Consider the following 25,409-nt stretch of genomic DNA (forward strand, 5'->3'; position numbering starts at 1 on the left):
ACGCCGCTCGCTCGCTACAGCGCTGTTGAGGGCGCGCTCGCGAGGGCTTCGCTACCGCCGACCTACACCACGCGGTGGGACACGACCCGACAATCGGAAGGAGTGGGTGATGGCGAAGCGGGACATTCAGATCAAAACCAGCGACGGCTTGGCAAAAGCCGGTCTGTTCCGCTCGGCGGCCCCGGCCAAGGCCGCAATCATCCTCTATATGGACGCTTTTGGCCCGCGGTCGGCGCTCGACCAAATGGCGGAACGACTTGCAGGCGATAATTGCGCGGTGTTGGGTCCCGGACCTTTTCTACCGCAACGCGCCCTACGGCCCGTTCGAGGCCAAGACCGCCTTTAGCGACGAGAAGCGCAAGGCTGTCATCACGGGTCTCCTCAGCGGCACGACGCAGGACATGACCATCCGCGACAGCGGCGCTTTCCTCGATGCGCTCGATGCCGAAGGCGTGACCGGACCGGTCGGCACCGTCGGCTATTGCATGGGCGGAGCGCGGGCGCTGAACGCCGCTGCGACCTATCCCGACCGAATCATTGCCGCGGCCAGTTTCCATGGCGGCAATCTGGCGAGCGATGCCGCCGACAGCCCGCATAGGAAGGCTGCGTCGATCAAGGCGCGGGTCTATGTCGGCACGGCAGGTGTTGACAGAAGTTTTCCGCCGGAGCAGGCGGCGCGGCTGGCCGAAGCGCTGCGTGTGGCTGAAGTCGACCATGTCATCGAGAATTATGCCGGTATGGCGCATGGCTGGTGCGTACCGGACCACAGCGCCTACGATGCGGCCGGCGCCGAGCGCCACTGGAAACGATTGGCGACGCTATTCGCGGAAACGCTGGGCTAAGCCCGCCGGAGCCGGCGACATAGTCTTGAAACATAGCTCCTGAATACCGGCGGCAGTCATTTGATCAGGGGCATGATGCGGGTTTCTCTCAGGAGCAAGATTGTAGGCTTTTGCCTGTTGACCAGCGCGATGGTCCTGCCAGCCTTTGCCGACCAAGCAAAATGTTCCTGCCGGAACCTGCGCAGCGTTCAGGAAGAACTGAAGAACGCGGAGTATGAGGCGGTGTTCTTCGCCGATATGGCGGCGAAGCTCAAGGCGGTCGAGGATCCGCTGATCGAGGCGCGCAAGAACCCGACCCATCCCGATTCAGATGTCAACATCCAGGACCGATCGTCCAGGGCGCGCGCCGACATCATGCGCACGTTCAAGCTTCCTCACAACCCAGCCTACGGCTACTCGGGTCCTTTGACCGTGGACATGAAGTTTGGCAGCTGCGAGCAGAAGCCGGCCGATCTAGAGGCACTGCCCGCCGGCTCGCAGTGCAAGGAAATCGCCGACATCACGCTGGCTCACGAGGCCGCGCACAGGGAGAGATGCGCAAGGGAAACCGCTGCGGTCTATTGGGACAGGTTGCCCAGTCAGATCGCCGCCGAAGAAGCCGAACGTTATCGGGCGCAGGCCAACGCCATGCGGGCGCAACTCAAGCGCATTGTGGATGAGGGGACAATCACCGTGGAGGCGAAGATGGAACCCCGCATCAAGGGTCCACAGTTCGATGTCACCTATTCCTTTGTGATGCCGTCGATCGCGATGGAGGGCAAGAGCTCGCCTGGGTCGGATAGTTGGACGGTGAACGGAAAGGGCAAACAATCCGGCAAGATCAAAAACATGAAGATTGGCGGCATGACCTGCAAATCGAGCGGACAGCTCAACGACGACATCGACATGGCATTGGATACGGATGGCTTTGGTATGAACCTCAAGAGCAAGTCGACAGGCCGACCCGGCGATATAAAGGTTCGCTGCAGGGGCGGTTACGGCATGTCGATGCGTCCTCAAGGTGAAGTCGGCAGCGGCGAGGTGTTTGCAGCGGAACGCTTCGAGAGCGAGGCGGACATCTCGCAAGATGTCAGCATGATGCCGTTTGCCAAGATCGTGACACAGGGCGGCATGTCGGTCAGCGGCAACCACACGGTCACCGTGCGCCTGGTCTGTCCCGGAGAGTGAGGAGCACCCATGGTTGGTGTTCTGGAAGGCGGTTTGTGTTTTTCTTTCCACCACCCCAAGGAATCGCCGCTAGCCTTCGTCCAACAGGCAAATGATGGCGATGATGCTGGATGAAAGCGAAGCCTCCGACGCCGAGCTGATCGGTCGCGCGAAGGGCGGAGACAGGGGGGCTTTCGGCAAGTTGCTCGAAAGGCACTATGACTTCGTCTATCGCGCCGCCTATCGCTGGTGCGGGAAAAAGGCCGACGCCGAGGATATCGCCCAGGAAGTCTGCGTCCGGCTCGGCCGGGCGATCCGCGACTATCATGGCAGCGGCGCCTTCACCACCTGGCTCTATGCCGTGACGCTGAATGCGGCACGCGACATGATGCGCAAGACCGTTCGCGAGACGATCAAGACCGAAGCGTACGGGGCTTACGAGCTGATCTCGGGAGAAGCCCCGGCCGAGCCCGAAGATCCAGCCGAGGCGCTTTGGGCGGCGGTGCGGATGCTGCCGGACAAGCAGCGCGACGCGGTGCTGCTCGTCTATGGCGAAGGGCTGAGCCACGCAGCCGCGGCCGAGGCGATGGGCATCTCGGAGACGACGGTTTCCTGGCACATCCATGAAGCGAAGAAACGGTTGAAGACGCTCATGCTTTCAGCCGGGGAAGTGTGATCATGGTCGACGACAACGAACTCAACAGGCTGCGCGACATCGCAGCACCGGCACCGGGTACCGAGGCGAAGGCGCGTGCCTTAGAGGCCGCCATGCGGGCTTACGACCTTGACGAAAAAACTTCACCTGCCGCCCAAGGATCGGAGAAAGGGCTTCGTCTCACAGAGCGAGCACAAAAGCTCTGGAGCGAAATCATGCAAAAGAAACTCTTCGCCACCCCGGCCATTGCCGGGCTCGTCGCCCTGCCGATCGCCGGATACGCTACGATCTACATGCTGCAGGAGCAGCCATTCCCTTCCGGTGGGGACGAGAAGATCGCCGAAACGCTGGCCGATAAACCAGCGGCTAATGCGCCGCCAACGGTGACGCCGCTCACCGTAGCCGAGGCCGACAAGCAGAAGAAAGCCGATGTCGACGCCGAAAGCCGCGTCGCAGCCGAGGCGCTTGCGCCGGCATCGCCGCCGAAGTCAGAATCGAACGCGATGGGTGGCCTGGTGCAGCAGGATATGCTGGCTCGCAATGCGCCCGAGCCCTCGCCTCGCGAGGCGCTGGCTGGCGGTTCGAGTACCGCGGCTCCTGCAGCCGATGGCGCCGCGCGGGTTGGCGGTGTGCCCGGTACTGTGGCCAAGTTGATGGCTCAGCCTTCGACCGCACCGGCTGACCAGATGCCGCTGCCGGAGCAAAACCGCGACCGCATCGAGGATTTCAAGAGCAATCCGGTGCGTGCCGCGCTCGAAGACCCGGTCTCGACCTTCTCGATCGACGTCGACACGGCCTCCTATTCCTTCGTGCGGCGTTCGCTCAGGGAAGGTGTCGTGCCGCAGGCCGACACGGTCCGCGTCGAGGAGATGATCAACTACTTCCCCTATGACTGGAAAGGTCCGGACGTTGCCTCGACGCCGTTCAATTCAAACGTCAGCGTCATGCCGACGCCGTGGAACGGGCACACCAGGCTGATGCACGTCGCCATCAAAGGTTTCGACGCGAAGCCGGCCGAGCAGCCCAAGGCCAATCTGGTCTTCCTGATCGACGTGTCGGGTTCGATGAACGAGCAGGATAAGTTGCCGCTCTTGCAGTCCGCCTTCCGGCTTCTGGTCAACAAATTGAAGCCCGACGACACGGTTTCGATCGTCACCTATGCGGGCGATGCCGGCACTGTCCTGGAGCCGACGAAGGTTTCGGAGAAGGACAAGATTCTCAATGCCATCGACACGCTGGCGCCCGGCGGCAGCACGGCCGGCGAGGCGGGTATCAAGGAAGCCTACAGGCTGGCGCAGAAATCCTTTGTCAACGACGGGATCAATCGCGTGATGCTCGCCACGGACGGCGACTTCAATGTCGGCCAGACCGACGACGACGATCTGAAGCGATTGATCGAAAAGGAGCGTAAGACCGGCGTGTTCCTGTCGGTGTTCGGTTTCGGTCGCGGCAATCTGAACGATCAGATGATGCAGACCATCGCCCAGAACGGCAACGGCACCGCCGCCTATATCGACACTTTGGCCGAGGCGGAGAAGGTGCTGGTCGAGGATGCGTCTTCGACGCTGTTCACCATCGCCAAGGACGTGAAGATCCAGGTCGAGTTCAACCCGCAAAAAGTCTCGGAATACCGGCTGATCGGCTACGAGACCCGCGCCTTGAACCGCGAGGATTTCAACAACGACCGCGTCGATGCCGGCGAGATCGGCTCCGGCCATTCGGTCACTGCGATCTACGAGATCACGCCGAAAGGCAACGGCGGCGAGCAAATCGATCCGCTGCGCTACGGCCAGGCTGCAGTGAACAATGGCGGCGTCGCCAATGCCGACGAATATGCGTTCGTGAAGATCCGCTACAAGTTGCCGAATGAGGATGCCTCGAAGCTGATCACCACGCCGGTCACATCGGCCAATGAAGTGGCTGATTTCGACCAGGCCAGCACCGACCAGCGTTTCTCCGTTGCCGTCGCGGCCTTCGGCCAGAAGCTGCGCGACGAGGATGCGACCGCGAAGTTCGGCTACGACAAGATCCTGGAGATTGCCACTGCTGCCCGGGGAGCCGACCCGTTTGGGTACCGGTCCGAGTTCCTCTCGCTGGTGCGCCTTGCCTCGGCGCTCGGCGGTAACCGGTAATGGTGATGACGGCCGGTTTTCTTCAGATGGGATCGTTCTGAGTAGGGGAAACCGACGCACGGCGGGTGAGGGCAGGCCGGCGAGGGAAACCTTGCCGGCCTTTTTCAACATTTGTCAGGCGCGGCTACGCCGGCGCTCGCGGCGGGCTTCGCTGGTCTCGGCGGTGTTGACTGTCGCCTGCTTGTTGCGCATCGGGCCGATGCGCTCGACGATTTTCTCAACGGTCGGGCGATCCGACCTGGTATGCGCGTCGAGTGCCTTGCGCATGGCGGCGAGGTGGGCGAACGAGGTGCCGCAGCAACCGCCAACGATTTTGGCGCCGGCATCGACGGCCAGCCTGACATAGTCGGCCATCAGTTCGGGCGTGCCGGAATAATGGATTTCTGCGCCGCGAAATTCGGGAATGCCACAATTGCCCTTGACGATCACCGTCGCCTCCGGCTTCGCCTCGGTCATATCGAGCAGCGAAGCGAGGATGTCGGAGGCGCCGACACCGCAATTGGCGCCGACCCCGAGCGGCGCCTGCGGCAGCCCATCGGCGACGCCGTGGATGTCCTTCGGCAACAGCCCCATCATGGTGCGGCCGGCGGTGTCGAAGGAGCCGGTATAGGTATAGGGCAGGCCGACGCGGATCGCGGCTTCGGCTGCGGCGCGGATTTCGTCCGGCGCCGACATGGTCTCGATCCAGGCGACTTCGGCGCCGCCGGCCTTCAGGCCCTCGATCTGTTCGGCAAAGGCTTCGACCGCCTCGTCATAGGTCATGGCGCCGAGCGGCACCAGCAACTCGCCGGTCGGGCCGACCGAGCCCGCCACGATGACCTTGCGGCCGGCTTTATCGGCGACAGCGCGGGCGATCTCGGCGGCTCGCTTGTTCAGCGCATGCACGCGGTCTTGCGCATGGTGCAGCTTCAGCCGGTGGCGGGTGCCGCCGAAGGAGTTGGTGAGAATGATGTCGGCGCCGGCATCGACGAAGTTCTGGTGCAGACTGGTGATGGTGTCGGGAGCCGTCTCGTTCAGCAACTCTGGAGCCTCGCCGGCCTCGAGCCCCATGGCGAACAGATTGGTACCGGTGGCGCCATCGGCAAGCAGAACGCCCTTTTCGGCAAGCAGCGAGTCAATTGGATTGGTCATTGGAGATACGCCTTCCCGGAATTCCAAGCAGACTTCGCTCGCCCGCTACGTCTGCTTAGGTTTTTGTATTGCCGCAGGTTCTCGTCGCAAAACCGCGAAGCACTTTTGCGGAACCTGCTGGTTGAGATAAGGATATAAAGAAATCTTTATATGGCGTCAATGTCGGCGCGGCAAACAAGCCGTCAAAATCGCATCTCCCCCAGCCTTTGCGTAAAGCTGGCCGCCTCATGCGCGTTGATGTCGGCGGCGCGGATCAGATTGTCGAAATGGCTGGTCAGCGTGCGGACCGGCTGGGTCGCGTTCAGCACCAGATACATGTCGCCGACATAGATGGCGGCACGATAGGGCCCGAATATGGTGTAGGGGATCGAGTAGCGCATCCGGCCGTCATAGAGAAACAGGCGGAAGGTGGGATAAAGGTCGTCGAGCAGCGTCGCCATGTGAAGAAGCTGCTGGTGGCGGTCGGCCTCAGGGAAACGGTCCCAGACCCCCAGTCCGCGCGCAAAGATCTCCAGCGTGTGGCGCGGCATGCAGACTTCCATGTCGGTTTCCGGCCGCCGGTTGTAGTCGATGCGGTACTGCGTCTCGCCGGCCTGCGCCTCGCGGCTCTTGTTGGCAATACCAGCCTCGTAGTCGACAAGCGCCTCGGTGCGCAGAAGATCGGGAATGCCGGCGGGCACGTAACGGATCTTCGTGCCCGCAGCCTCGGCATGCCATTTGGCCAGCAGCGTGCGGTCGAAGCCGTCGGGCGCTTCCTCGATCTCCAGGCTCTCGCGGATCTCACCGGTGACGCCTTCGTCCTGGCTGAGGCCGAGCAGCCAGTCGAGCGACACCTTGAATTCGGCGGCGATGTTGAGCAGCGTTTCGGCGCGGGGAAGGCGTGTCGAGGCGCCGGACAGCAGCTGCGAAAGCGCCGAGCGGTCGATGCCCACCGCCGTCGCGAAGGCGGACTGGTTCAAGTCGGAGCGTGTCAGGAGCATTTTCAGGCGCTCCCGAAAGATCGTCGACAGGTCGCGTTTGTCCATATCGTCATTCCGGCCATTGGGAGGAAAAAATTTCGCCGAATTCGCCAAACCGGCACCTCGGGCGTAAATGAATCCGCCGGCTCGTTTACAATAGATAACATATGCGGCTGAAAATGCGCAATCGCAACATTTTGTGCGCTTTGTCGCGTTGCAGCATGTCAACGCTCCTGACACAATACTGTCAGGAATCAAAACGGTTCCGGCGACTGGAAGGGCAGTGGTCGATCCATGACGAGCATGAATAACAGACGACGCAATGCACCGGCCATCGAATGGCCGACCGTGTTTCTCGCGTTCTTCTGTTACGGCACATGGCTCGCAGCCGGCCTGTTCCTGTGGCCGTCCTATCCGTTGCTGGCGCTCGTCGTTCTGGCCTTGATGGCTGCGCTGCAATCCTCGCTGGCGCACGAAGTCCTGCACGGCCATCCGACCCGCAATGCGCAGCTCAACGAAGCTTTCGTCTTCCTGCCGATCGGCCTCGTCTGGCCGTTCCGCCGGTTCAGGACCATTCATCTGCGCCACCATGCCGACGAACGGTTGACCGATCCGCTTGACGATCCTGAAAGCTACTACAAGGCGCTGTGGCACCATGACGAATTGCCGCCGGCGATGAAGTTCCTGCTGAAAATCAACAACACCATGATCGGCCGCCTTATTCTCGGCCCGTGGCTGTCGTGCACCGGCTTCTTCATCGACGATGCCAAGCAGATGCTTGCCGGCGACAAGGTGATCCGCAAGGCATGGCTGCTGCACGCCATCGGCCTCGCCGTGGTGCTGCCGGTCGTGCAGTTCGGCTTCGGCATCCCGCTGTGGCTCTACGTGCTAGTGCCGGTGTGGCTCGGCCAGTCGCTGATCTCGATCCGTACCTTCGCCGAGCATCAATGGTCGGAGCATCCGGAAGGCCGCACGGTGATTGTCGAGCGTTCGCCGCTGTCGTTGCTGTTCCTCAACAACAATTTGCATTTCGTGCATCACAAGAGCCCGACGGTGGCTTGGTACCGGCTGCCGAAGTTGTTTCGCGAGCGCCGGGACGAGTGGCTACGGATGAACAATGGCTACGCCTATCCAAACTATTTCGCGCTGCTCAAGGCTTATGCGTTCAAGGCGAAGGAGCCGATCGTCCACCCGGTGCTGCGGCGCACGCCGGAACCGGGCCGGGCGTTCAAGCCGCGCGTCAGGGCGCGCAGCCTCAATGGGCTTGGCAGTGCGCCGGTGCCCGCCGAGCCGCCGAAAGAATGAAATTTGCGGCATCGCTGGCTGCGATGCCCAGGTGCGCGTCAATGGTCTCGTCAGTTTCTCAGCGTAACGATCAAAATCCCGGCACGAGCGATTTCGTTGCCGCCTTGCCGATGTATGACTGGCCCGAAATGCGGAGCGAGGTCGATGCCCAATGGGCACGGCTGCGTGATGCCTTCCGGCAAAGAGGCATCGACGCGCCGCAGACCATCGCTCGCGTCAATGCCGATCTGTGGCCTGTAGACGGCGGCATCCGTGACGCCGCCGGAAAGGTGATCGCGCCCGATCCGGCGACGCTGCCGCCGGACGAACTGGATTTTCACGGGCTTTGGCTGCATCCGGCGCTGCTGTTCGCACAGACCTGCTGGGGGCCGATGGAACTCGGCCTGTCGGAGCATGTCCAGGTGGTCGGCCAGCCGAGCTACGACGCATACGAGGGCGGGCAGGGCGAACTCTATTCGAGCGCCATCGTGATGTGCGCGGACGGCTCGCCGTCTGTTCGAGCACCTGATGACGGCAGCCCTCTTGTTTCTCTCGACCTGCTGCGCAACATGCGCTTCACCTTCAACCACTCCGATTCGATGTCGGGCTTCGTCGGGCTGACGCGTGACCTGGAGGCGCTGGGCGAAAGCCTGAACATGTTCTCTGAGCGCAGCGAAAGCGGTGGCCACCGCGCCTCGATCGTCGCCATTGCCGAGGGCAAGGCCGATGTCGCGGCCATCGACTGCCAGAGCTGGGCGCTGGCGCGGCGCTTCGAGCCTGCGGCACAGAAGGTAGCGGCCGTTGGCTGGACAAGGCGGCGCAAGGGCCTGCCGTTCATCACTGCCAGAGCGACACCGGAAAAGATCGTGGTGGCGCTGCGTGAGGCAGTCGCGGCGATCGCATAAAAACAGTCAGCCGCCGAGCAGCCGCTCGTCGAGCGGATAGGTCGAAAGCTGCTCGTTGCCGGTTTCGGTGATCAGGATCTGCTCTTCGATCTTGACGCCCTCGCGTCCGCCAAGCCGGCCGATATAGCTTTCGACGCAAAGCACCATGCCTGACACGAGCACGCCGTCGGGCGTGTCTTCAGTCCAGTCGATCGCATGCGGCAGCGTCGGGTATTCGTCGGCCAGGCCGACGCCGTGATAGAGCACGCCGTAGCGCGCCGGGAAGCAATCTCCGGGCGGCACCGCCGAGCGTTCGACAAGGTCGCGGAAGGATATGCCCGGCTGCATCAGGCGGATGTTGTGGGCGATCTGGTCGGCGGCGAAGCGAAACAGGTCGCGTTGCTCGTTGGACGGCTCGGTGTCGCCGCAGAGCCAGGTGCGCGACAGGTCGGCGCAGAAACCGTAGGGGCCGATCAGGTCGGTATCGAAAGCGACGAGATCGCCGGCTTCGATCGTTCGCGACGAGCATTCCTGGAACCAGGGATTGGTGCGCGGGCCGGACGTCAGGAGCCGGGTTTCGACCCATTCGCCGCCACGTGCGATGTTGCCGCGGTGGAGTTCGGCCCACAATTCGTTTTCGGAAATGCCTGGCCTCAATACTGCTTCCATCTCGCCCATTGCCGCCTGGCAAGCGACGATCGACCGGCGCATGGCCAGGATTTCGTCGGGCGATTTGATCAGACGTGCATTTTCCATCAGCGCTTCGCCATTGCCGATCGAGATGCCGAGGCGGGCGAGCTCTTCGACACCCTCGGGATTGATGTGATCGACGGCGATGCGGCTGATACCGCCGCCATGCTCCCTCACCAGATCGGCAATGCCGGCCGCCCAGCGGCGGACCTTTTGCTCGGTCAGTTCGCCGCTGTAGAGATACATCCACGACACTGCCGGCCGCACCTCGTCGACCACGCCGGAGTGGTCGGAAAGGTGCTCGCAGGAAAAATAGTCGAACAGCACCACCGGGCCTTCGGTGGCAACGAAACAATGCCTTGTCGGATTGTGCGCGACCCAGAGCTGCATATTGGTCGAGTCGGTCGCGTAGCGGATGTTGATCGGATCGTAGAGCAGGGCTCCCGCATAGCCGCGGCGCTTCAGCTCGGCGCGGATGCGGTCGAGCCGGTACTGACGCATGGCGGGCAGGTTGGGAGCAGCAATGCCGGCGGCCTGCCACTCGGCTTCCGCCAGTGCGCCATAGCCAAGCACATGCTGGTTGAGCTCAGCGGCCTTCCGCCGCGACTTCAGGCGCAACGCATCGATGGAGCCTGCTTCGTCCGGCTCGAACGGCATGATCCTGCGGTGGCGAGGAGGCCGATCAGTCGGGTTCCTGTCCACCCTCGGCTCCTTTGCTGACGCCTTCCTCCGGCGCTTTGGCTTTTTCCGCAGCGATTCTCTTCAATCTTGTATACGCGCCGGGCCGGGCAGACTTGTCGGTGCTAGGCAATAGCGGAACCATGATTTGCCTTGGTTGGCCGTCCGGCTCATAGCCGGCTTTTTTGAGCTGCTCCAAAATGACCGGCCGCGGATCGTCGCGATCAAGCCAGACGAGTACAGCCGGGTCTTGCACAAGCCTGTCGAAATTCGGCACTTCCTGGTCAAGCGCGACCAATTTTTCGTCGACCAACCGCAGATTTCCGACCCATGCACCGTCGGATATTGCGGTTTTCACCGGCCCGTCTGCAGTCAGCTGGCGATAGAGGGCCGCGTAATCCACCCGGATCATCCGCGAGAGACCACTGGTCCCGTTTATCTGGAAGTACCAAGTGGCGGGCGCGAGCAGAACGGCGATGATCGCTCCGGCCGCGATCACCAGGAGCTGGGCGTCCCTGCCGCGTGGTAAGAGCCGTTCCATATAGGCGGCCATCGCCAGCGGCAAGATGACCAGGACCGGCACCAGCCAACGGGCCTTGACCTCGGTCACGCCGGTGGCCAGCACGAGTATCGCCAGCATGGCCAAGCCGAGCGCCAAGGTACGCCACAGGAGAACTTCCCTGGCCGGAGCTTTGGGGTGACGCTCGGAGAAACGAAACCCCGTCAGCGCCAAAGCCAGCGCGCAAACGAGCACCGGCAGGACAGCGAAATTGAAGGTCCCCGTGATAAACTTGCCGGCGCCGGTGACCGCGGCCATCATGCGCCCCTGCTGTAGGTCTATTCCGAACTTCTCGCCTCTCGCCAGCAAATCGGCAGGATGCATGAGGCTCCAATATGTGGTTGGCGCGAGCAGCAATATCGCGACGGCAACACTGATTGCGAATTTCGGATCGAGGATCGCGCCGCGCAGCTCGCGCAGCGACAACACCGCCGCAACAAGCGCTGCCACCAGGAATACGTCGTTGTATTTGGCAAGAATTGCCGCAGCCGTTGCCAAGCCAAACACCGCATAGGCGATTACGCTTCGCCGCTCGATCAGATTAGCCATCGCGAGCAGGAGCAGCGCGCAGAAGCCGACAACGGCGACCGAATGCGACAAGGCCCGCTGTGATTCCCAGGCGATTTGCGGGATTGTGAAAAGTCCGAGCATGGCCGCCGCTGCCGTCGCTTTCGTGTAGCCGAACCGCCGCATGGCGGCGAACACACTGCAGGCGGCGAGGAACAGCACGGAGTATTTGACGAGCTTCAGCGTGAAAATATTGGTGCCGAAAATTTGCGCGGCCAGCCAGTTGATCCATGTGTAGAGAGGCGGTTGCGAGCCGCCATATCCAGCCCAAAGATATGGAAGATAAATCAGTTGCTCCGCGTCATCGACGCCGACGCCAGTTCCTGCCCAAGTGGCCAGCACAGACAATATGACGGTTTGCAAGGCCAAGTAAGCAGCGACCATGACGATCGCCGCCGGGAAGGGGCCGATCTTGCTCTCGGCAAGCCATTCGTCCCATTTCATAGAATACTTCAACGAGTTCTCATCGCCCGTGCCAGTTGCCGCCGGCTCCGCTAGCATGAAGACCATGCCGCGCACAATGTGGCAGCCCTGATCGCTGCCGGAGCGGCGGGCAGGCAAGTCGAATCGCACCGTCGCTCTCTCTTTTGTTCTAGCATCGGATTTGCCCAAATCGGTCCTACCCCGGGTCGGGCCGGGGCGGCGGCCTTTGGGTCCGGTGCTCTAGGTCCGCATCTTCTCGCCGCTCGGGTCGAAAGGCGGCTCGACATTGATGCGGGCCGGGCGCCGGCTTCCGAGGATTTCGATCTCGAACAGTCCGGCGCTCTCGTTCCCGGCCAAGGCCGCCGGCACATAGCCTTGCGCCATCGATTTCCGGACGTAATGGGCATAGCCGCCGGAGGTGACCCAGCCGACCACGCGCCAGTCGCCGTCGACGATGCCGCGCACGGCCGAAGCGCCTTCCGCGGCCCTGGAGCCGCGCACTTCCTTGCCGTCCGTATCGAAACGCGGCGCACCATAGCCGTGCGGCTTTTCCACCGTGCCGTAGTCCTTGCCGCCGACCTTGGCCCAGATCGGTTCGTCGCCCATGACGTCGGCATCCGCGGCATCGACGATGAAGGAGACACGGCGCAGTTTTGGCCCTTCCGCCTGCTCCCTGGCCGCCGCTTCGCGTCCGATGAAGTCGTTCTTCTCCAGCTTGACGAAGCGGTCCATCGCGCCTTCGAACGGCCCGTAGATCGGACGCAGTTCGCGGAACCAGGTCGGAAAGTTCTTTTCCAGGCGCATCGAGAGCAGGGCGCGCATGCCGAAATCGACGAGGCCAAACTCTTCGCCGGCATCCTTGATCGCCTTGTAGACCAGGCGCTGATAGGTCGGCGCCATCCAGATCTCGTAACCGAGATCGCCGGTATAGGTGATGCGATTGACCATGCAGGGCGCGCCGCCGACCGCCATCTCGCGGAAATCCATGAAGCGGAAAGCCTTGGTCGAAATGTCGACATCGACCAGTTTCTGCAGCAGGTCGCGCGATCTCGGCCCGGCGATTGAGAGACCGACAAGCGTCTGGTCAAAGCGGTGAACGCGGACGCTATCATCCTTCGGCAGGTGCTTCTCGAACCAGCGCATATGATACTTCTGCGCCGCCGACGAGCTCCAGATCATGAAGCGCTCTTCACCCGCCTTGGCGATGGTGAAGTCGCCGATCAGCCTGCCGAACTCGTTCAGCATCGGGGTCAGCACGATGCGGCCGGTCTTCGGCATGCGGTTGGTCATCAGCCGGTTGAGGAAATTTTCCGATCCCGGCCCGGAGACTTCGTATTTGGCGAAGTTGGCGATCTCGGTGACGCCGACCTTCTCGCGTGTCGCACGCACTTCCTCGCCGATCGGCCCGAAATCGTTGGAGCGATGGAAGGAAACGATGTCCTTCGGCTCGGCGCCTTTCGGCGAGAACCAGAGCGGGGTTTCGAGGCCCCAGCTATCGCCCATGACGGCGTTGTTGGCCAGCATCGTGTCATAGAGTGGCGTCGTTTGCGCCGGGCGCGCGGCCGGCAATTCCTCGTTGGGAAAGCGGATGGAAAAGCGGCGCGAATAGTTTTCGCGCACCTTGGCATTGGTGTAGCGCAGCGTCGCCCATTCGCCGAAGCGGGCGACGTCCATGCCCCAAACGTCGAAGCCGGGATCGCCATGGACCATCCAGTTCGACAATGCCAGCCCGACGCCGCCGCCCTGCGAGAAACCGGCCATGACGGCGCAGGCGCACCAGAAATTGGTCAGGCCCTGCACCGGGCCAACCAGCGGATTGCCGTCGAGCGCGAAGGTGAAGGGGCCGTTGATGATCTGCTTGATGCCGGCCTTCTCGATGCCGGGGAAATGCTTGAAGCCGATCTCCAGCGACGGCGCGATGCGGTCGATGTCGGGCTGCAGCAATTCGTGGCCGAAATCCCACGGCGTGTTGACCGGAGACCACGGCCTGCAGGCTTTTTCATAGGTGCCGAGCAGGATGCCGTTGCGTTCCTGGCGGGTGTAGATCTCGCCCTTGAAGTCCATAACGCCGATCATTTCGCGGCCGGTCGACTTGTTAAATTCCTCGACCTCCGGCATCGGCTCGGTCAAAAGGTACATATGCTCCATGGCAAGCAGCGGCAGCTCGACCCCGACCATGCGGCCGATCTCGCGCGCCCACAGGCCGCCGCAGTTGACGACGTGATCAGCCTTGACCGTGCCTTGCTCGGTAACGACGTTCCAGGTGCCGTCGACCTCCTGCGTCAGCTCTACGACGCGGTTGCGCAGCACGATCTCGGCGCCGAGCTTCCTGGCGGCCTTGGCATAGGCGTGGGTGGTTCCGGAAGGGTCGAGATGACCTTCGACCGGATCCCACATGGCGCCGACGAAATTCGTCTCGTCCATCAGCGGGAACATCGCCTTGGCCTCGGACGGCGTGATCAGCTCGGTGTCCATGCCGAGATAGCGGCCCTTGGCGTGGGCAAGGCGCAGGAAGTCCATGCGCTCGGGCGTGTCGGCCATCATCACGCCGCCGGTCAGGTGCAGCGAACAGGACTGGCCGGAAAGCTCCTCGATCTCCTTATAGAGCTGCACCGTGTAGGCCTGCAGCTTGGCGACGTTGGGATCGCCGTTGAGCGTGTGGAAGCCGCCCGCCGCATGCCAGGACGAGCCGGAGGTGAGCTCCGAGCGCTCGATCAGCATGATGTCGGTCCAGCCGGCCTTGGCCAGATGGTAGAGCACCGAGCAGCCGACGACGCCGCCGCCGATGACAACCGCTTTTGCATGAGATTTCATGAAGATAGTTCCGTTTTTGAAGAGATTGAATCGAGTGAGCGGGGCCTGAAAACAAAGCGGAGAAGGGCGCCGGCTGGAATAATCTCACGCCCTTCCTCTACCCCGTCGAACGGAGGAAAGGTGTCGAGCGAAGCTCGATGGAGTGGGGGTCGACTGTTCATCAAACCAATACAGATGGTCAAAAATCGGTCGGCGCGCCGCCTTCGGACCGGCGTTTGTCGACGAAGGCGTTGATCTCCTCGCGGATAGCCGGGTCCATGTAGGGCTCTTCATAAGTAGCCAGCCGCTCCTTCCACACCCGGTTGGCTTTTTCGATAGCCGTCGGCGATCCGGCTTCCGCCCAGGTCTCGAAATTGCGCCAGTCGGAGATGATAGGCGAATAGAAAGCGGTCTTGTAGCGGTCCTGGGTATGCTGGGTGCCGAAGAAGTGGCCGCCCGGACCGACGGACTGGATGGCGTCGAAGCCGAGGGCCTCCTCGGAGAGGTCGAGCGGGGTCAGGAACTCGGCCACCATCTGCAGCAGATCGATGTCCAGGATGGTCTTCTCGTAGGAGCAGCGCAGGCCGCCTTCCAGCCAGCCGGCCGCATGCATCATCAGATTGCCGCCGCCCTGGATGGCGCCCCACAGCGAGAACACGCTTTCATAGGCCGCCTGCGCGTCGACCGTGTTGGCGGCGCAGGTGTTGGAGGTGCGGTAGGGGATGTTGTAGCGGCGGGCGAGCTGGCCGCCGACCAATTGCGCCTTCATGTATTCCGGCGTGCCGAAAGCCGGCGCGCCGGACTTCATGTCGACGTTGGAGGTGAAGCCGCCATAGCCGACGGGCGCGCCCTTGCGCACCATCTGGGCGAAGGCAATGCCGGACAGCGCTTCGGCATTCTGCTGCACCAGCGCGCCGGCGATGGTCACCGGCGCCATGGCGCCCGACAGGGTGAACGGCGTCACGATGACGACCTGGCCCTTGCTCGACATCTGGATGATACCTTCCATCATCGGCACGTCGAGCTTGAGCGGCGAATTGGTGTTGATGATGGTGAACACCGACGGCTCTTCAAGAAGCTGTTCGTCGCTGATGCCGCGCGCGATCCTGGTGATCTCGATGCCGTCGACATTGCGCTCCTTGCCGAGCGAATAGATGTGGAACACCTTGTCGGTGAGCACGCTCAGATCGCGGATGCATTCGAGGTGGCGGACGGACGGATGGATATCGATCGGCTCGACCGGATAACCGCCCGTGCAATTGAGGATGTTGTGCATCTGCGCAAGCTTGAGGAAGTTGCGGTAGTCCTGCTGGTTGCCCGGCCGGCGGCCGCGATCGATGTCGGAACAATTGGGCGCCGACGCCATCATCGAGATGATCAGGTTGTCGCCGCCGAAGCGGACATTGTGCGCCGGATTACGAGCATGGATGGTGAATTCCGACGGGCAGTGGGAAACCAGCTCGAGGATCATGTCGCTGTCGAAGCGCACCCGCTCGCTGCCTTCGCGGACATCCGCGCCATGCGCCTTCATGATGCGCCTTGCCTCGTCGTGCAGCACGTCGACGCCGATTTCCCTGAGAACACGCAGCGAGGCGAGATGGATCGATTCCAGCTCGTCGTCGGAGACCAGCTTGGTCGGCGTCAGCGGGATTTTCAGCTGACGGAAAGGCGGCTGCTCGAACGCCGCCGATCCGCCGGCGCGCTTTCCCGCGCGACCGCCGCGACGGGCGCGGTCGTTTGCCAATGCCGGCTCGGCGGGATGAAGGGCGGCGGTCATGATAGTCCTCGTACGCTGCGACAGTGCGGCGGCATAATGGACCGCCGGCCGCCCCGCCATTGCGGAGGCGGCGACCACTAGGACGAGGGAAGCGACATGGACGTTCGCCAGCCGGACGACCAGGCGAAACCAGGTCTGGCCCGAACTGTGAAACGTGTCACGTTGCGATCACGTCATATGAAATAAGTACATTGAATGAAACCGGTCCTGAGGGAGACTGTCTCCATGTCGGATGTTGTCAGCGTGCGTGCTGCGACCAACAATGAAGTCGCCTTCATTGCCTGGGATATTGACGGAATGATCGACGGCTGTCTCGGCTTCGAAATCGTCCGCATCTATCCCGGCACCGGCGAGGAACGCTGTCTGGCGTCCTGGGTGCCTTTCAATGGGCAACGCAACAAGGACTGGATTCCGCAGGATACCGGCGTCTGGCCGGTGCAGAAGACATTCTGGCGCGATCTTACGGTGCGGCGGCGCCGTGACAGCCTTGAAATCAGGCCGGATGGCGAAATGGTCGCCTACCGGGTGCGTCCGGTCGGCGACATGCGCCCCGGCCTCGATCCGGTGCCGGTGCGCCCCGAGAAAGCCTATACCGGAGCGGCTCGGCCGCTCGGCTATCTCGGACAAGGTGCCGTCAGCCCGACCATCTTCCTGGGATCGATGTTCGGCAAGGCGAGGCTCGCCTTCACCAACGGCGTGCTCTCGACGCAATGGTTGTCGCGCGCCCTGGAAGATGCCGGCATCAAGGTCGGGCAGCGCGATAAGATCAGGGCCGAGCTTCAGCGTCCCGGCAGCAAGATACGCGCCTATCTTCACGGCGAGGTTCCGGATGTGCTCACCAGCCTGATGAAACGGGCCAAGGCCGAGGGCGGCACTGTCAGGCTTGCCCTCTATGAACTTGGCGATGACGAGTTGTGCGACGCTATCATCGACGCCAAGGATCTCGTCGACGTCATTCTTTCGAATTCGGGCAGGGATGAACAAACGAAGGCGTGGGACGCGGGCAACGCGCCCTTCAGAAAGCGGCTGCGGGACGCCGGCGTCGTGCTGACCGATCGTCTGTTCAACAACAACCATATCGGCCACAACAAGTTTGCCGTCTACCGCGACGCCCAGGGCAATCCGCAAGCGGTGATGACCGGCAGCACCAATTGGACGTCGACGGGCATTTGCGGACAGTCCAACAACGCCTTCATCCGCGACGACCCTGCCATGGCCAAAGTGTTCGATGCCTATTGGGAGCGGATGAAGGCCGACGTGTTCCCGCCGCCGGCGAGCGATAGCGCCGCCGGACGTGTGGCGCAGAAGCAAGGCAAGCCGTTTCGCCTGAAGAATCGCACACCGAACCATGTCAATGGGGCCACGATCTGGTTCTCGCCAAACGATCCCGACCGCAGCAAAAAGGACATCTCGGTGCGGCCTGTCGATCTCGAAGACGTTTTCGCACGGATTAAGGCGGCGAAGGAGGCGGTGCTCTTTCTCGTGTTCAATCCTTCGCGGCTTGGCAACAATTCGGTCGTCGATCAGGCGGTCGCGGCGGCGACGGCGAATCCAAAGCTGATCGTGCAAGGCGCAATCAGCGATCACACCGCCATGCCCAACTATGTTGCCCCGACCAGGGATCCGGTCACCAACAAATCGAACAAGGACGGCAAATCGCCATTCGTCTTTCCGGAGAAGGTCTGGGAGGCGCCGAACGTCTCCATCGTCAGGGCGGCCAACCTGACGGGGGCCTCCGTTGCGCGGGATTTCCAGGCGGAAGTGCTGACCGTCGGCCATGCGATCGTGCACGACAAGATCGTCATCATCGATCCGATGGCCGACAACGCGACCGTCATCGCCGGCAGCCACAACCTTGGCTACAAGGCGTCCTATGAAAACGACGAGAACATGGTGATTGTAGAAGGCGACAAGACGTTCGCTGCGGCCTTTGCGGTGCATATGCTCGACGTGTTCGACCACTACAAGTTCCGCGCCTGGCGCAGAACGATTGGAGAAGGACCGTCGGACAATGATGGGCTCTCCATCGACGACAAGTGGCTGAAGCCTTACGCGGAGGGCAGGAAGGGGGCGATTGCCCGGTATTTTCCGTAGTGGTCTGAATGGCGCCGGGACTCTTGAACAAGTCATGCTCTGGCTGGCGCAAGCGGTTTTCGCCGCCGGTGCTTCCCGGCACGCCGCCGAAACGCTAATCGTGCAGGTTCTTATTGGTGCGGATCATGGACCTGGCGGAACAGAACAGCGGCGAGACGATGCAGTGGGCGGCGATCACCGGCGTGATCGCCACCGTTTCGGTGTTCGCCATCGCGCAAGGGCTGAGCTATCCGCTGCTGAGCTTCATCCTGCAGCGCCAGGGCGTCTCGCCGGCCATGATCGGTCTCTCCGCGGCAATGACGCCGGTCGGCTTTATCGTCTCGTCGCCGCTCATCCCGGCGCTGGCGCGCCGGTTCGGGGCAGGGCGCACGGCGCTCACCTGCGCAGCGCTTTCCGCGATCATGCTGGCGCTGATCGGCTGGACGCAAAATGTCTATCTATGGTTTCCGCTGCGCTTCCTGATCGGCGTGGTGACCAATCCGCTCTACGTGCTGAGCGAGATCTGGGTGATCGCGCTGGCGCCACCGGCGCGCCGCGGTCGCGTGATGGGGATCTATTCCACGGTCATTTCGGCAGGTTTCGCCGCCGGCCCGCTGTGCCTGCTTGCCGTCGGCACCGAAGGATGGCCGCCGTTTCTCGTCGGCATCGCCGCATTCGTCTTTTGCGGCGCCTGCCTGGCGCTGGTGCTGCGACGGCTGCCGAAGGTCGATGAAGCCGGGCACCGGGTTTCGGTCATGGGGTTCATGCCGATGGCATGGCTGCTGTTGTCGGCGGTCGTAGTGGCCGCCGGTTTCGAACAGGCGGTGCTGGCACTGCTGCCGGTCTTCGGAGCGCATTATGGCATCGAGGAAACCCGCATGTCGGCGCTGCTGTCGATGATGATCGCCGGCAATATCGCCATGCAGGTGCCGCTCGGCCTGCTGGCGGAACGGCTGACGGCGCGTCTGGTCCGATTTACCTGTGTATCGCTAACGCTGCTCGGATGCGTGCTGTTGCCGGTTCTCATCGAGACGCCGCTGATCTGGCCATGCGTCTTTATCTGGGGTGCGGTTTCGTACGGCATCTACACGATGTCGATCATCGAGCTTGGCGAGCGGTTCACCGGCTCGGCACTGGTCGCCGGCAACGCCGCCTTCTCGCTGATGTGGGGCGTCGGCGGCATCGCCGTGCCGCCGCTGGCGGGCGGCGCCATGGATATTCTCGGTGCGGACGGCCTGCCGATCACGCTTGGCGCCATTTGCCTGGCGTTGGCGATTGCCACGGTTTTGCGTCGGCGGACGGCGTGAGGCATCTATCGGCGCAGTGCAGTCGCTTAATTGCCTTGCCGTCTGAAAACAGCCCAGAGGTCACAGTCGGCATGATGTTCTTCGGGGTGCATTTCATGCAGCAAATCCCGAATTTCGGCCGCGCGATCAAAGTCATCTATCAGCCCGACACTGGAAAGTTCTGCATTTGCAAACACGTCGGGGAATCCGCCGCAATTGGTCAATGCGCTGATGCTGACGTCCTTGTCCAGCAACTCGTAGCCCATGAAGGCAAACCCGTCCCAATCAAACGAGCGCACATCGACCGTTGGCCTCCGGATCACGCCAAGGATGTTGAGGTCGCCCGTATCGGCCAGTTCCGAAAGAAGGAAATCCAGGTCCAAGAAGAAATTGAGCATATTGTCTTCTTGAACAATATGCGGCCAGTGGCTCTCCTTGGTCTCTGGGAGCGCGAACGGGCACAGCATTCCGTCGAGCGTGACGACCTCGGTCAACTGGCTGAGGCCTGACCACTCGATGTAGTTCCTCCATTCGGTACCATCGGAAGGGCCAAATCTCTCAGTCGCGATGTAGAGACGTTGCATGAAGTTTCCCTTGCCGTCCGCACTGAAGGCTTGGCTATCGCAACTGCGGAGATCCGTCGTTCTTACGTGTTCCAATTGAATGTTGATAGCGCCATGCCGATGTTTGCGGCACCGAACTTGACCAATTTTTCGGAGACCACATGACAAAGTCGATCGCACAGAAGCAGCAGGGTCCAGTTGGCAAGACCGAAGATCCCTTTCTCTGGCTGGAGGACAGGACAGGCAAGGAAGCGCTCGACTGGGTTCACCGTCAGAACGAGGCTACAACAGGTGAATTGCAGGGCGATCCGTCCTACCAGGCCTACTTCCAAACCGCGCTCGACCTGATGACCGCCGAAGACAACATTGCGGTCGGCTCTGCGCTCAACGGTCACGTCTATAATTTCTGGCAGGACAAGACCAATGTGCTCGGCCTCTGGCGGCGCACGACGGTCGCTTCCTACAAGACCGAGAAGCCGGATTGGGAGACGATCATCGACTTCGACAGTCTGTCCGCGAAAGAGGGCGTGAAATGGGTGTTCAGCGGCGCCAGCCGGCTTTACCCCGACTTCAGCCGCTGCCTGCTCAGCCTGTCGCCGGATGGCGGCGACGCCAGCGAGATGCGCGAATTCGACATCGAAACCAAGTCCTTTGTCGAGGGCGGCTTTCTCGCGCCCGCCTCGAAGTCGGGCTTCAACTGGCTGGACAAGGACACGGTCATCGTCTCGGCTGCCTTCGAAGAGGACGAAAAAACCCAGTCCGGTTATCCGCGCGTGGTCAAGCTGTGGCAGCGCGGCACCAGGCTGGAGGATGCGACGCCGATCTTCGAGGCGCAGAAGCAGGATCTCGCCGCCGGCGGTTCCCTCGAATTCGACGGCGACAAGCGGCATCTGTTCCTGACCCGGACGCTCGACTTCTTTGCCTCGCACAGCTTTCTGCGTCTGCCTTCCGGCGAAAACAGGCGCATCCCGCTGCCGGACGACATCACCGACACGATGCTGTTCAGGGATCAGCTCGTCTTCGGGGTGCGCAGTCCGTGGACGGCGCCGGATGGCACGCTGTGCCGACCCGACGGCCTCTATTCGCTGGATTTCGCGCGCTGGATCGAAACCAATGCGCTGGGACCTGTCGAAACCGTGCTCGAACCGGCGGATCGTGTTTCGATCGCCGGCGTCGCCCGCACGCAAGACCGGTTGTTCATCAACTTGATGGACAATGTGCGCGGCAAGGTCGTCGCCTGCGACCGCAGCGGCAGCGGCTGGTCACTGGAGCCGGTAGCCTTACCTGAAAACGGCAATGTCGGCATCAGCCACGCCGAGCGTTTCGGCTCCAGCGTCTCCTTCTCCTTCACCGATTTCCTGACGCCGAGCTCGATCATCTGGTCGGATGACAATGCTGCGACGCTGACAACGGTCAAATCGCAGCCGGCGCGTTTCGATGCGTCGTCTCTTGTCTCGGAACAGTTCGAGGCACGCTCGAAAGACGGCACAGAGATCCCTTACTTCGTCGTCAGACGGCGCGATCAGAACGGGCCGGTGCCGACGCTGCTTTACGGCTATGGCGGCTTCGAAGTGCCGCTGTTGCCCGGCTATGCCGGCGTGCGCGGCCGGCTGTGGCTGGAAAAAGGCAATGCCTATGTGCAGGCCAATATCCGCGGCGGCGGCGAGTTCGGCCCGAACTGGCACCAGGCCGCGCTCAAGTCCAATCGCCAGAATGCCTTCGACGATTTTATAGCGGTCGCGCAAGACCTGGTGAAACGCGGTATCGCCACGCCGGCCACGCTCGGCATCCAGGGCGGCTCGAATGGCGGGCTGCTGACCGGCGTTTCGCTGACCCAGCATCCGGAGCTTTTCGGTGCGGTGATCATCGACGTGCCGCTGCTCGACATGCTGCGCTATACCGAGCTGCCGCCTGGAGCATCCTGGATGGCCGAGTATGGCGATCCAGCGAAGCCTGAAGAGGCCGAGTGGCTTGCCGCTTACTCGCCTTATCAGCATGTCGAGGCCGATGCTGCCTATCCGCCTGTGCTGCTGACCACCTCGACCGCCGACGACCGGGTCCATCCCGGCCATGCGCGCAAGATGGCCGGGCGGCTGCAGGCTGTCGGCCACACGAAGACGCTATTCTTCGAAGAGACCGAGGGCGGCCATGGCGGGCGCGGCGATCGCCGGCCGCAAGCGGCACAGGCGGCGATGAAGTATGTCTTCCTGCAACGGGCGCTGAACGGAACGGCTTGAACTGATCGCATCAGACCGCCTAAGGTGAAGCCCATGGCTCGGGTGAGGACATGTTGCGCATTTGGGGTGGCGGTGACGCCGTCGCCGCGCACGCTTCGCGCCGAGCTTTTGCGGCTTTGCGCCCGCATCGGCTATTCGCCGCCCGCCTTCCTCTGACGAATCCGCCCCCGCTGCAATTGCTGGATTGATCTGCAATTGCCGGATTGGTTCAAGAGGAAAGATCAGACATGACCTACCAGAATTATTCGCTGAAGCAGCTTCAGCAGATCGATGCTGCGCATCACCTTCATCCGTTTACCGACCACAAGGAGATGCGCGAGGCCGGCTCACGCATCATCACCCACGCCAACGGGCCGTTCATCTACGATTCCGAAGGGACGGAAATCCTCGACGGCATGGCCGGGCTGTGGTGTGTCAACATCGGTTACGGCCGCGATGAGCTGGCCGACGCGGCTTACGCCCAGATGAAGGAACTGCCTTACTACAACTCTTTCTTCAAATGCTCGACCCCGACGCCGGTGCTGCTGGCCAAAAAGCTGGCGGAACTGGCGCCGAAGCACGTCAACCAGGTGTTCTTCGGCTCGTCCGGTTCGGAGGCCAACGACACGGCGCTGCGCCTTGTCCGCCACTATTGGGCATTGGAAGGCAAGCCGGAGAAGAACCGCATCATCTCGCGCAAGACAGCCTATCACGGCTCGACCATCGCCGGTGCGTCGCTGGGCGGCATGGAGCCGATGCACAAGCAGCTCAACGGTGCGGTTCCCAACATCGTCCATGTGATGATGCCGTATGCCTACGAGCTGGCTCTGCCCGGCGAAAGCGACCATGATTTCGGCCTGCGCGCGGCCAAGGCCGTTGAGGACGCCATCCTCGAAGCCGGCGCCGACAAGGTCGCCGCCTTCATCGGCGAGCCGGTGATGGGGGCAGGCGGCGTGAAGATACCGCCGATGAGCTATTGGCCGGAAGTGCAGCGCATCTGCCGCAAATACGATGTCCTGCTGATGCTGGACGAGGTCATCACCGGCTATGGCCGCACCGGCGAGTGGTTCGCGGCTCAGACCTTCGGCATCGAGCCCGATACCATCACCACCGCCAAGGCGCTGACCTCCGGTTATCAGCCGCTGTCGGCGTTGCTGGTCGGTGACCGCATCGCCGCGACGCTGGTCGAGAAGGGCGGCGAGTTCAATCATGGCTATACTTATGCCGGCCACCCCGTGGCCTGCGCCGTGGCGCTGAAGAACCTCGAGATCATCGAGCGGGAAGGTTTGGTCGATCGGGTCAAGAACGACACCGGACCCTATTTCGCCAAGGCGCTGCAGGAGCACATCGGCGGTCACGATCTGGTCGGCGAGGTGCGCTCGATTGGGCTGATGGGGGCGATCGAGATCGTTAGGGACAGGGCGACCAAGGAGCGCTTCCTGCCGGCCGGGAGTGCGGCAGTGCTTGTCCGCGATCACGCAATTGTCCAAGGCATGATGCTGCGCGCCACCGGCGACACGATGATCCTGTCGCCGCCGTTGATCTGGACGCGTGAGACGATGGACATGGCCTGCGGCCGTATCACCAAGGCGCTTGATCTGGCGCAAGCGGATTTGCGCAAGCAATAAGACAGAACGATCGCCGGGCGTCCAACCGGACGTCCGGCGTTTGAATGCCGCATTCTGCCGGTCTACATCGACTGGTGCCGGCGGGGCGTGTCTCGTCGACTTCAACAAGTGATCCGAAGGGCCGATAGACCGCGCTACTCGTTGGTTGTGGACTTGGGCATAACAATCTGAATGGGACGGGTGCCGATCGGCGCTCCGGTCGAACGGTCGATGCTAATCGGGTCGATTTCGGATCCTGTCTCTGCGTCAAAGAACCGGGTGAAATTGCCTCCACCGCGGTGCTTGCCTCCCCAAGCGACGAGTGAGAACAGCACTGGAAGCAGATCCTGACCAGCCTGCGTCAACACGTATTCATCGCGCGGCGGCCGCTCGGAGTATCGCCGTCTCTCCAGCAGCCCTTCCTCCGTCAGGGCTGCCAACCGGCTGGTCAGCATAGTCGGGGCTATACCGAGGCTCTTGCGGAATTCGTCGAAACGACTGAGCCCGGCATGCGCATCGCGCATGATCAGCATGCTCCATGCATCCCCTACCAAGGCAAGACTGCGAGCGATCAGACAGGGTTGGTTCGAAAGATCCTTCATGTTGATATCTTTTTGATAGTGACTTACTCCTAAAATGATAGTATCTGATCGCTCGTCGACGTTCCATCAAAAAATGAATGCGAAGGCCGGCGGCGACGCGATCGCCAAGGCAAGCAGGCAAATGGATTTAAATCGGAGCTCAAAATGAAGTGTTACCTGTGCAAGTATATTCCGCCGCGCACCGACTTTCTCGCGACCATGACTGACGAAGAGCGAGAGTGGATGAAGCAGCACGGAGCCTTTTTGGACGATCTGCTCGATCGTGGGCTGATCGTCGCACACGGCCCCGTAATGGATCCGAGTGGCGGCTATGGCGTGTCGCTCTACAGGATCGCCGATGATCAAAACATCCAGGCGATAACCTCAGAGGACCCCATCGTAAGAAATGGCGCCGGCCATTATGAGCATCATCCGATGCTTCATTTGAACGTGCGTAGCTGACACTGCCATCGGCTTAAGCGCCGGCAGAGACGCCCAGGAACTTTTTCTTGGGCCACTTAGTTCACAGTGCGCTCGACGCGACCTCTTCCTTGCTGCCTTTG

20 protein-coding genes and 1 pseudogene are annotated in these 25,409 nt (G+C 62.0%); 12 read left to right on the forward strand and 9 right to left on the reverse strand.

Features of this window, described 5'->3' with window-relative positions; translation table 11 throughout:
- Nucleotides 1-109: 109 nt before the first annotated feature.
- Nucleotides 110-842: pseudogene (locus BQ8482_RS27505) on the forward strand (dienelactone hydrolase family protein).
- Here the strand turns inward: BQ8482_RS27505 and BQ8482_RS37860 are convergent.
- The gene (locus BQ8482_RS37860; protein WP_133254846.1) at nucleotides 819-1,142 is read right to left on the reverse strand and encodes a hypothetical protein; all 324 of its coding nucleotides are present in this window, start codon (nucleotides 1,140-1,142) and stop codon (nucleotides 819-821) included. The pseudogene BQ8482_RS27505 and the gene BQ8482_RS37860 sit on opposite strands and share 24 nt — an antisense overlap.
- 54 nt (nucleotides 1,143-1,196) lie before the next feature.
- Between BQ8482_RS37860 and BQ8482_RS27510 the strand changes: the two genes are divergently transcribed.
- The 3 genes from BQ8482_RS27510 to BQ8482_RS27520 all read left to right on the forward strand — a co-directional run bounded on the left by BQ8482_RS27510 (nucleotide 1,197) and on the right by BQ8482_RS27520 (nucleotide 4,775).
- On the forward strand, nucleotides 1,197-2,009 hold the full coding sequence (locus BQ8482_RS27510; protein WP_133254847.1) for a hypothetical protein: 813 nt from the start codon (nucleotides 1,197-1,199) through the stop codon (nucleotides 2,007-2,009).
- A 94-nt stretch (nucleotides 2,010-2,103) separates the two neighbouring features.
- Nucleotides 2,104-2,664 (forward strand): RNA polymerase sigma factor, encoded by a 561-nt coding sequence (locus BQ8482_RS27515; RefSeq protein ID WP_123150739.1) that lies wholly within the window; start codon nucleotides 2,104-2,106, stop codon nucleotides 2,662-2,664.
- Between the two features lie 2 nt (nucleotides 2,665-2,666).
- Nucleotides 2,667-4,775, forward strand: a complete 2,109-nt coding sequence (locus tag BQ8482_RS27520) for a VWA domain-containing protein (protein WP_123150486.1) — start codon at nucleotides 2,667-2,669, stop codon at nucleotides 4,773-4,775.
- A gap of 114 nt (nucleotides 4,776-4,889) precedes the next feature.
- On the opposite strand, the gene bmt is transcribed toward BQ8482_RS27520, so the two are convergent.
- Both bmt and BQ8482_RS27530 read right to left on the reverse strand, forming a co-directional pair.
- Nucleotides 4,890-5,906 carry a betaine--homocysteine S-methyltransferase gene (gene bmt, locus BQ8482_RS27525; RefSeq protein WP_123150487.1) on the reverse strand — a complete coding sequence of 339 codons (1,017 nt, stop codon included), beginning with the start codon at nucleotides 5,904-5,906 and terminating at the stop codon, nucleotides 4,890-4,892.
- Nucleotides 5,907-6,088: 182 nt separating this feature from the next.
- Entirely contained in the window at nucleotides 6,089-6,931 is an 843-nt protein-coding gene (locus tag BQ8482_RS27530; protein ID WP_123150488.1) for a helix-turn-helix domain-containing protein, read from the reverse strand.
- Between the two features lie 237 nt (nucleotides 6,932-7,168).
- Here BQ8482_RS27530 and BQ8482_RS27535 point away from each other — a divergent pair, with 237 nt between their 5' ends.
- Together BQ8482_RS27535 and BQ8482_RS27540 are read left to right on the forward strand one after the other, a co-directional pair.
- Nucleotides 7,169-8,170, forward strand: coding sequence for a fatty acid desaturase (locus tag BQ8482_RS27535; protein ID WP_425294145.1), 1,002 nt, complete (start codon nucleotides 7,169-7,171; stop codon nucleotides 8,168-8,170).
- Between the two features lie 41 nt (nucleotides 8,171-8,211).
- On the forward strand, nucleotides 8,212-9,054 hold the full coding sequence (locus tag BQ8482_RS27540; protein WP_123150741.1) for a phosphate/phosphite/phosphonate ABC transporter substrate-binding protein: 843 nt from the start codon (nucleotides 8,212-8,214) through the stop codon (nucleotides 9,052-9,054).
- Nucleotides 9,055-9,060: 6 nt separating this feature from the next.
- Here the strand turns inward: BQ8482_RS27540 and BQ8482_RS27545 are convergent, their stop codons facing one another.
- The 4 genes from BQ8482_RS27545 to BQ8482_RS27565 all read right to left on the reverse strand — a co-directional run bounded on the left by BQ8482_RS27545 (nucleotide 9,061) and on the right by BQ8482_RS27565 (nucleotide 16,520).
- Nucleotides 9,061-10,380, reverse strand: coding sequence for a M24 family metallopeptidase (locus BQ8482_RS27545; RefSeq protein WP_123150489.1), 1,320 nt, complete (start codon nucleotides 10,378-10,380; stop codon nucleotides 9,061-9,063).
- A 25-nt stretch (nucleotides 10,381-10,405) separates the two neighbouring features.
- Entirely contained in the window at nucleotides 10,406-12,100 is a 1,695-nt protein-coding gene (locus BQ8482_RS27550; protein WP_123150490.1) for an ArnT family glycosyltransferase, read from the reverse strand.
- Nucleotides 12,101-12,190: 90 nt separating this feature from the next.
- Nucleotides 12,191-14,764, reverse strand: coding sequence for a GcvT family protein (locus tag BQ8482_RS27555; RefSeq protein ID WP_123150491.1), 2,574 nt, complete (start codon nucleotides 14,762-14,764; stop codon nucleotides 12,191-12,193).
- 178 nt (nucleotides 14,765-14,942) lie between these two features.
- On the reverse strand, nucleotides 14,943-16,520 hold the full coding sequence (locus BQ8482_RS27565) for a trimethylamine methyltransferase family protein (protein ID WP_123150742.1): 1,578 nt from the start codon (nucleotides 16,518-16,520) through the stop codon (nucleotides 14,943-14,945).
- 225 nt (nucleotides 16,521-16,745) lie between these two features.
- Between BQ8482_RS27565 and BQ8482_RS27570 the strand changes: the two genes are divergently transcribed.
- Nucleotides 16,746-18,614: a phospholipase D-like domain-containing protein gene (locus BQ8482_RS27570; protein ID WP_123150743.1), complete on the forward strand. Its 1,869-nt coding sequence runs from the start codon at nucleotides 16,746-16,748 to the stop codon at nucleotides 18,612-18,614.
- A gap of 125 nt (nucleotides 18,615-18,739) precedes the next feature.
- Complete coding sequence (locus BQ8482_RS27575; protein WP_123150492.1) at nucleotides 18,740-19,900, forward strand: MFS transporter; 1,161 nt, start codon at nucleotides 18,740-18,742, stop codon at nucleotides 19,898-19,900.
- A 26-nt stretch (nucleotides 19,901-19,926) separates the two neighbouring features.
- Here BQ8482_RS27575 and BQ8482_RS27580 read toward each other — a convergent pair whose 3' ends face one another.
- Nucleotides 19,927-20,463, reverse strand: a complete 537-nt coding sequence (locus BQ8482_RS27580) for a hypothetical protein (protein WP_123150493.1) — start codon at nucleotides 20,461-20,463, stop codon at nucleotides 19,927-19,929.
- A gap of 140 nt (nucleotides 20,464-20,603) precedes the next feature.
- On the opposite strand from BQ8482_RS27580, the gene BQ8482_RS27585 reads away from it, so the two are divergent.
- The 3 genes from BQ8482_RS27585 (at nucleotide 20,604) to BQ8482_RS27595 (ending at nucleotide 24,286) form a co-directional block, all read left to right on the forward strand.
- Nucleotides 20,604-22,679, forward strand: coding sequence for a prolyl oligopeptidase family serine peptidase (locus BQ8482_RS27585; protein ID WP_123150494.1), 2,076 nt, complete (start codon nucleotides 20,604-20,606; stop codon nucleotides 22,677-22,679).
- Nucleotides 22,680-22,712: 33 nt separating this feature from the next.
- Nucleotides 22,713-22,835 (forward strand): capsid protein, encoded by a 123-nt coding sequence (locus tag BQ8482_RS27590; RefSeq protein WP_095494560.1) that lies wholly within the window; start codon nucleotides 22,713-22,715, stop codon nucleotides 22,833-22,835.
- A 71-nt stretch (nucleotides 22,836-22,906) separates the two neighbouring features.
- The gene (locus BQ8482_RS27595; protein ID WP_123150495.1) at nucleotides 22,907-24,286 is read left to right on the forward strand and encodes an aspartate aminotransferase family protein; all 1,380 of its coding nucleotides are present in this window, start codon (nucleotides 22,907-22,909) and stop codon (nucleotides 24,284-24,286) included.
- 134 nt (nucleotides 24,287-24,420) lie between these two features.
- On the opposite strand, the gene BQ8482_RS27600 is transcribed toward BQ8482_RS27595, so the two are convergent.
- Complete coding sequence (locus BQ8482_RS27600) at nucleotides 24,421-24,867, reverse strand: winged helix-turn-helix transcriptional regulator (protein ID WP_095494557.1); 447 nt, start codon at nucleotides 24,865-24,867, stop codon at nucleotides 24,421-24,423.
- Nucleotides 24,868-25,011: 144 nt separating this feature from the next.
- On the opposite strand from BQ8482_RS27600, the gene BQ8482_RS27605 reads away from it, so the two are divergent.
- Nucleotides 25,012-25,308: a YciI family protein gene (locus BQ8482_RS27605; protein ID WP_123150496.1), complete on the forward strand. Its 297-nt coding sequence runs from the start codon at nucleotides 25,012-25,014 to the stop codon at nucleotides 25,306-25,308.
- Nucleotides 25,309-25,409: the final 101 nt, after the last annotated feature.

The sequence above is a fragment of the Mesorhizobium delmotii genome (assembly GCF_900149755.1).
GTDB classification, from domain to species: Bacteria; Pseudomonadota; Alphaproteobacteria; order Rhizobiales; family Rhizobiaceae; genus Mesorhizobium; species Mesorhizobium delmotii.

What these genes read in the sequence shown, in the direction of transcription:
- BQ8482_RS37860 (WP_133254846.1), bottom strand. Translation starts at nt 1,142, where the DNA reads ATGGGTCGGGTTCTTGCGCGCCTCGATCAGCGGATCCTCGACCGCCTT.
- BQ8482_RS27510 (WP_133254847.1), top strand. Translation starts at nt 1,197, where the DNA reads ATGCGCACGTTCAAGCTTCCTCACAACCCAGCCTACGGCTACTCGGGT.
- BQ8482_RS27515 (WP_123150739.1), top strand. Translation starts at nt 2,104, where the DNA reads ATGGCGATGATGCTGGATGAAAGCGAAGCCTCCGACGCCGAGCTGATC.
- BQ8482_RS27520 (WP_123150486.1), top strand. Translation starts at nt 2,667, where the DNA reads ATGGTCGACGACAACGAACTCAACAGGCTGCGCGACATCGCAGCACCG.
- bmt (WP_123150487.1), bottom strand. Translation starts at nt 5,906, where the DNA reads ATGACCAATCCAATTGACTCGCTGCTTGCCGAAAAGGGCGTTCTGCTT.
- BQ8482_RS27530 (WP_123150488.1), bottom strand. Translation starts at nt 6,931, where the DNA reads ATGGACAAACGCGACCTGTCGACGATCTTTCGGGAGCGCCTGAAAATG.
- BQ8482_RS27535 (WP_425294145.1), top strand. Translation starts at nt 7,169, where the DNA reads ATGAATAACAGACGACGCAATGCACCGGCCATCGAATGGCCGACCGTG.
- BQ8482_RS27540 (WP_123150741.1), top strand. Translation starts at nt 8,212, where the DNA reads ATGGTCTCGTCAGTTTCTCAGCGTAACGATCAAAATCCCGGCACGAGC.
- BQ8482_RS27545 (WP_123150489.1), bottom strand. Translation starts at nt 10,380, where the DNA reads ATGCCGTTCGAGCCGGACGAAGCAGGCTCCATCGATGCGTTGCGCCTG.
- BQ8482_RS27555 (WP_123150491.1), bottom strand. Translation starts at nt 14,764, where the DNA reads ATGAAATCTCATGCAAAAGCGGTTGTCATCGGCGGCGGCGTCGTCGGC.
- BQ8482_RS27565 (WP_123150742.1), bottom strand. Translation starts at nt 16,520, where the DNA reads ATGACCGCCGCCCTTCATCCCGCCGAGCCGGCATTGGCAAACGACCGC.
- BQ8482_RS27570 (WP_123150743.1), top strand. Translation starts at nt 16,746, where the DNA reads ATGTCGGATGTTGTCAGCGTGCGTGCTGCGACCAACAATGAAGTCGCC.
- BQ8482_RS27575 (WP_123150492.1), top strand. Translation starts at nt 18,740, where the DNA reads ATGGACCTGGCGGAACAGAACAGCGGCGAGACGATGCAGTGGGCGGCG.
- BQ8482_RS27580 (WP_123150493.1), bottom strand. Translation starts at nt 20,463, where the DNA reads ATGCAACGTCTCTACATCGCGACTGAGAGATTTGGCCCTTCCGATGGT.
- BQ8482_RS27585 (WP_123150494.1), top strand. Translation starts at nt 20,604, where the DNA reads ATGACAAAGTCGATCGCACAGAAGCAGCAGGGTCCAGTTGGCAAGACC.
- BQ8482_RS27590 (WP_095494560.1), top strand. Translation starts at nt 22,713, where the DNA reads ATGGCTCGGGTGAGGACATGTTGCGCATTTGGGGTGGCGGTGACGCCG.
- BQ8482_RS27595 (WP_123150495.1), top strand. Translation starts at nt 22,907, where the DNA reads ATGACCTACCAGAATTATTCGCTGAAGCAGCTTCAGCAGATCGATGCT.
- BQ8482_RS27600 (WP_095494557.1), bottom strand. Translation starts at nt 24,867, where the DNA reads ATGAAGGATCTTTCGAACCAACCCTGTCTGATCGCTCGCAGTCTTGCC.
- BQ8482_RS27605 (WP_123150496.1), top strand. Translation starts at nt 25,012, where the DNA reads ATGAAGTGTTACCTGTGCAAGTATATTCCGCCGCGCACCGACTTTCTC.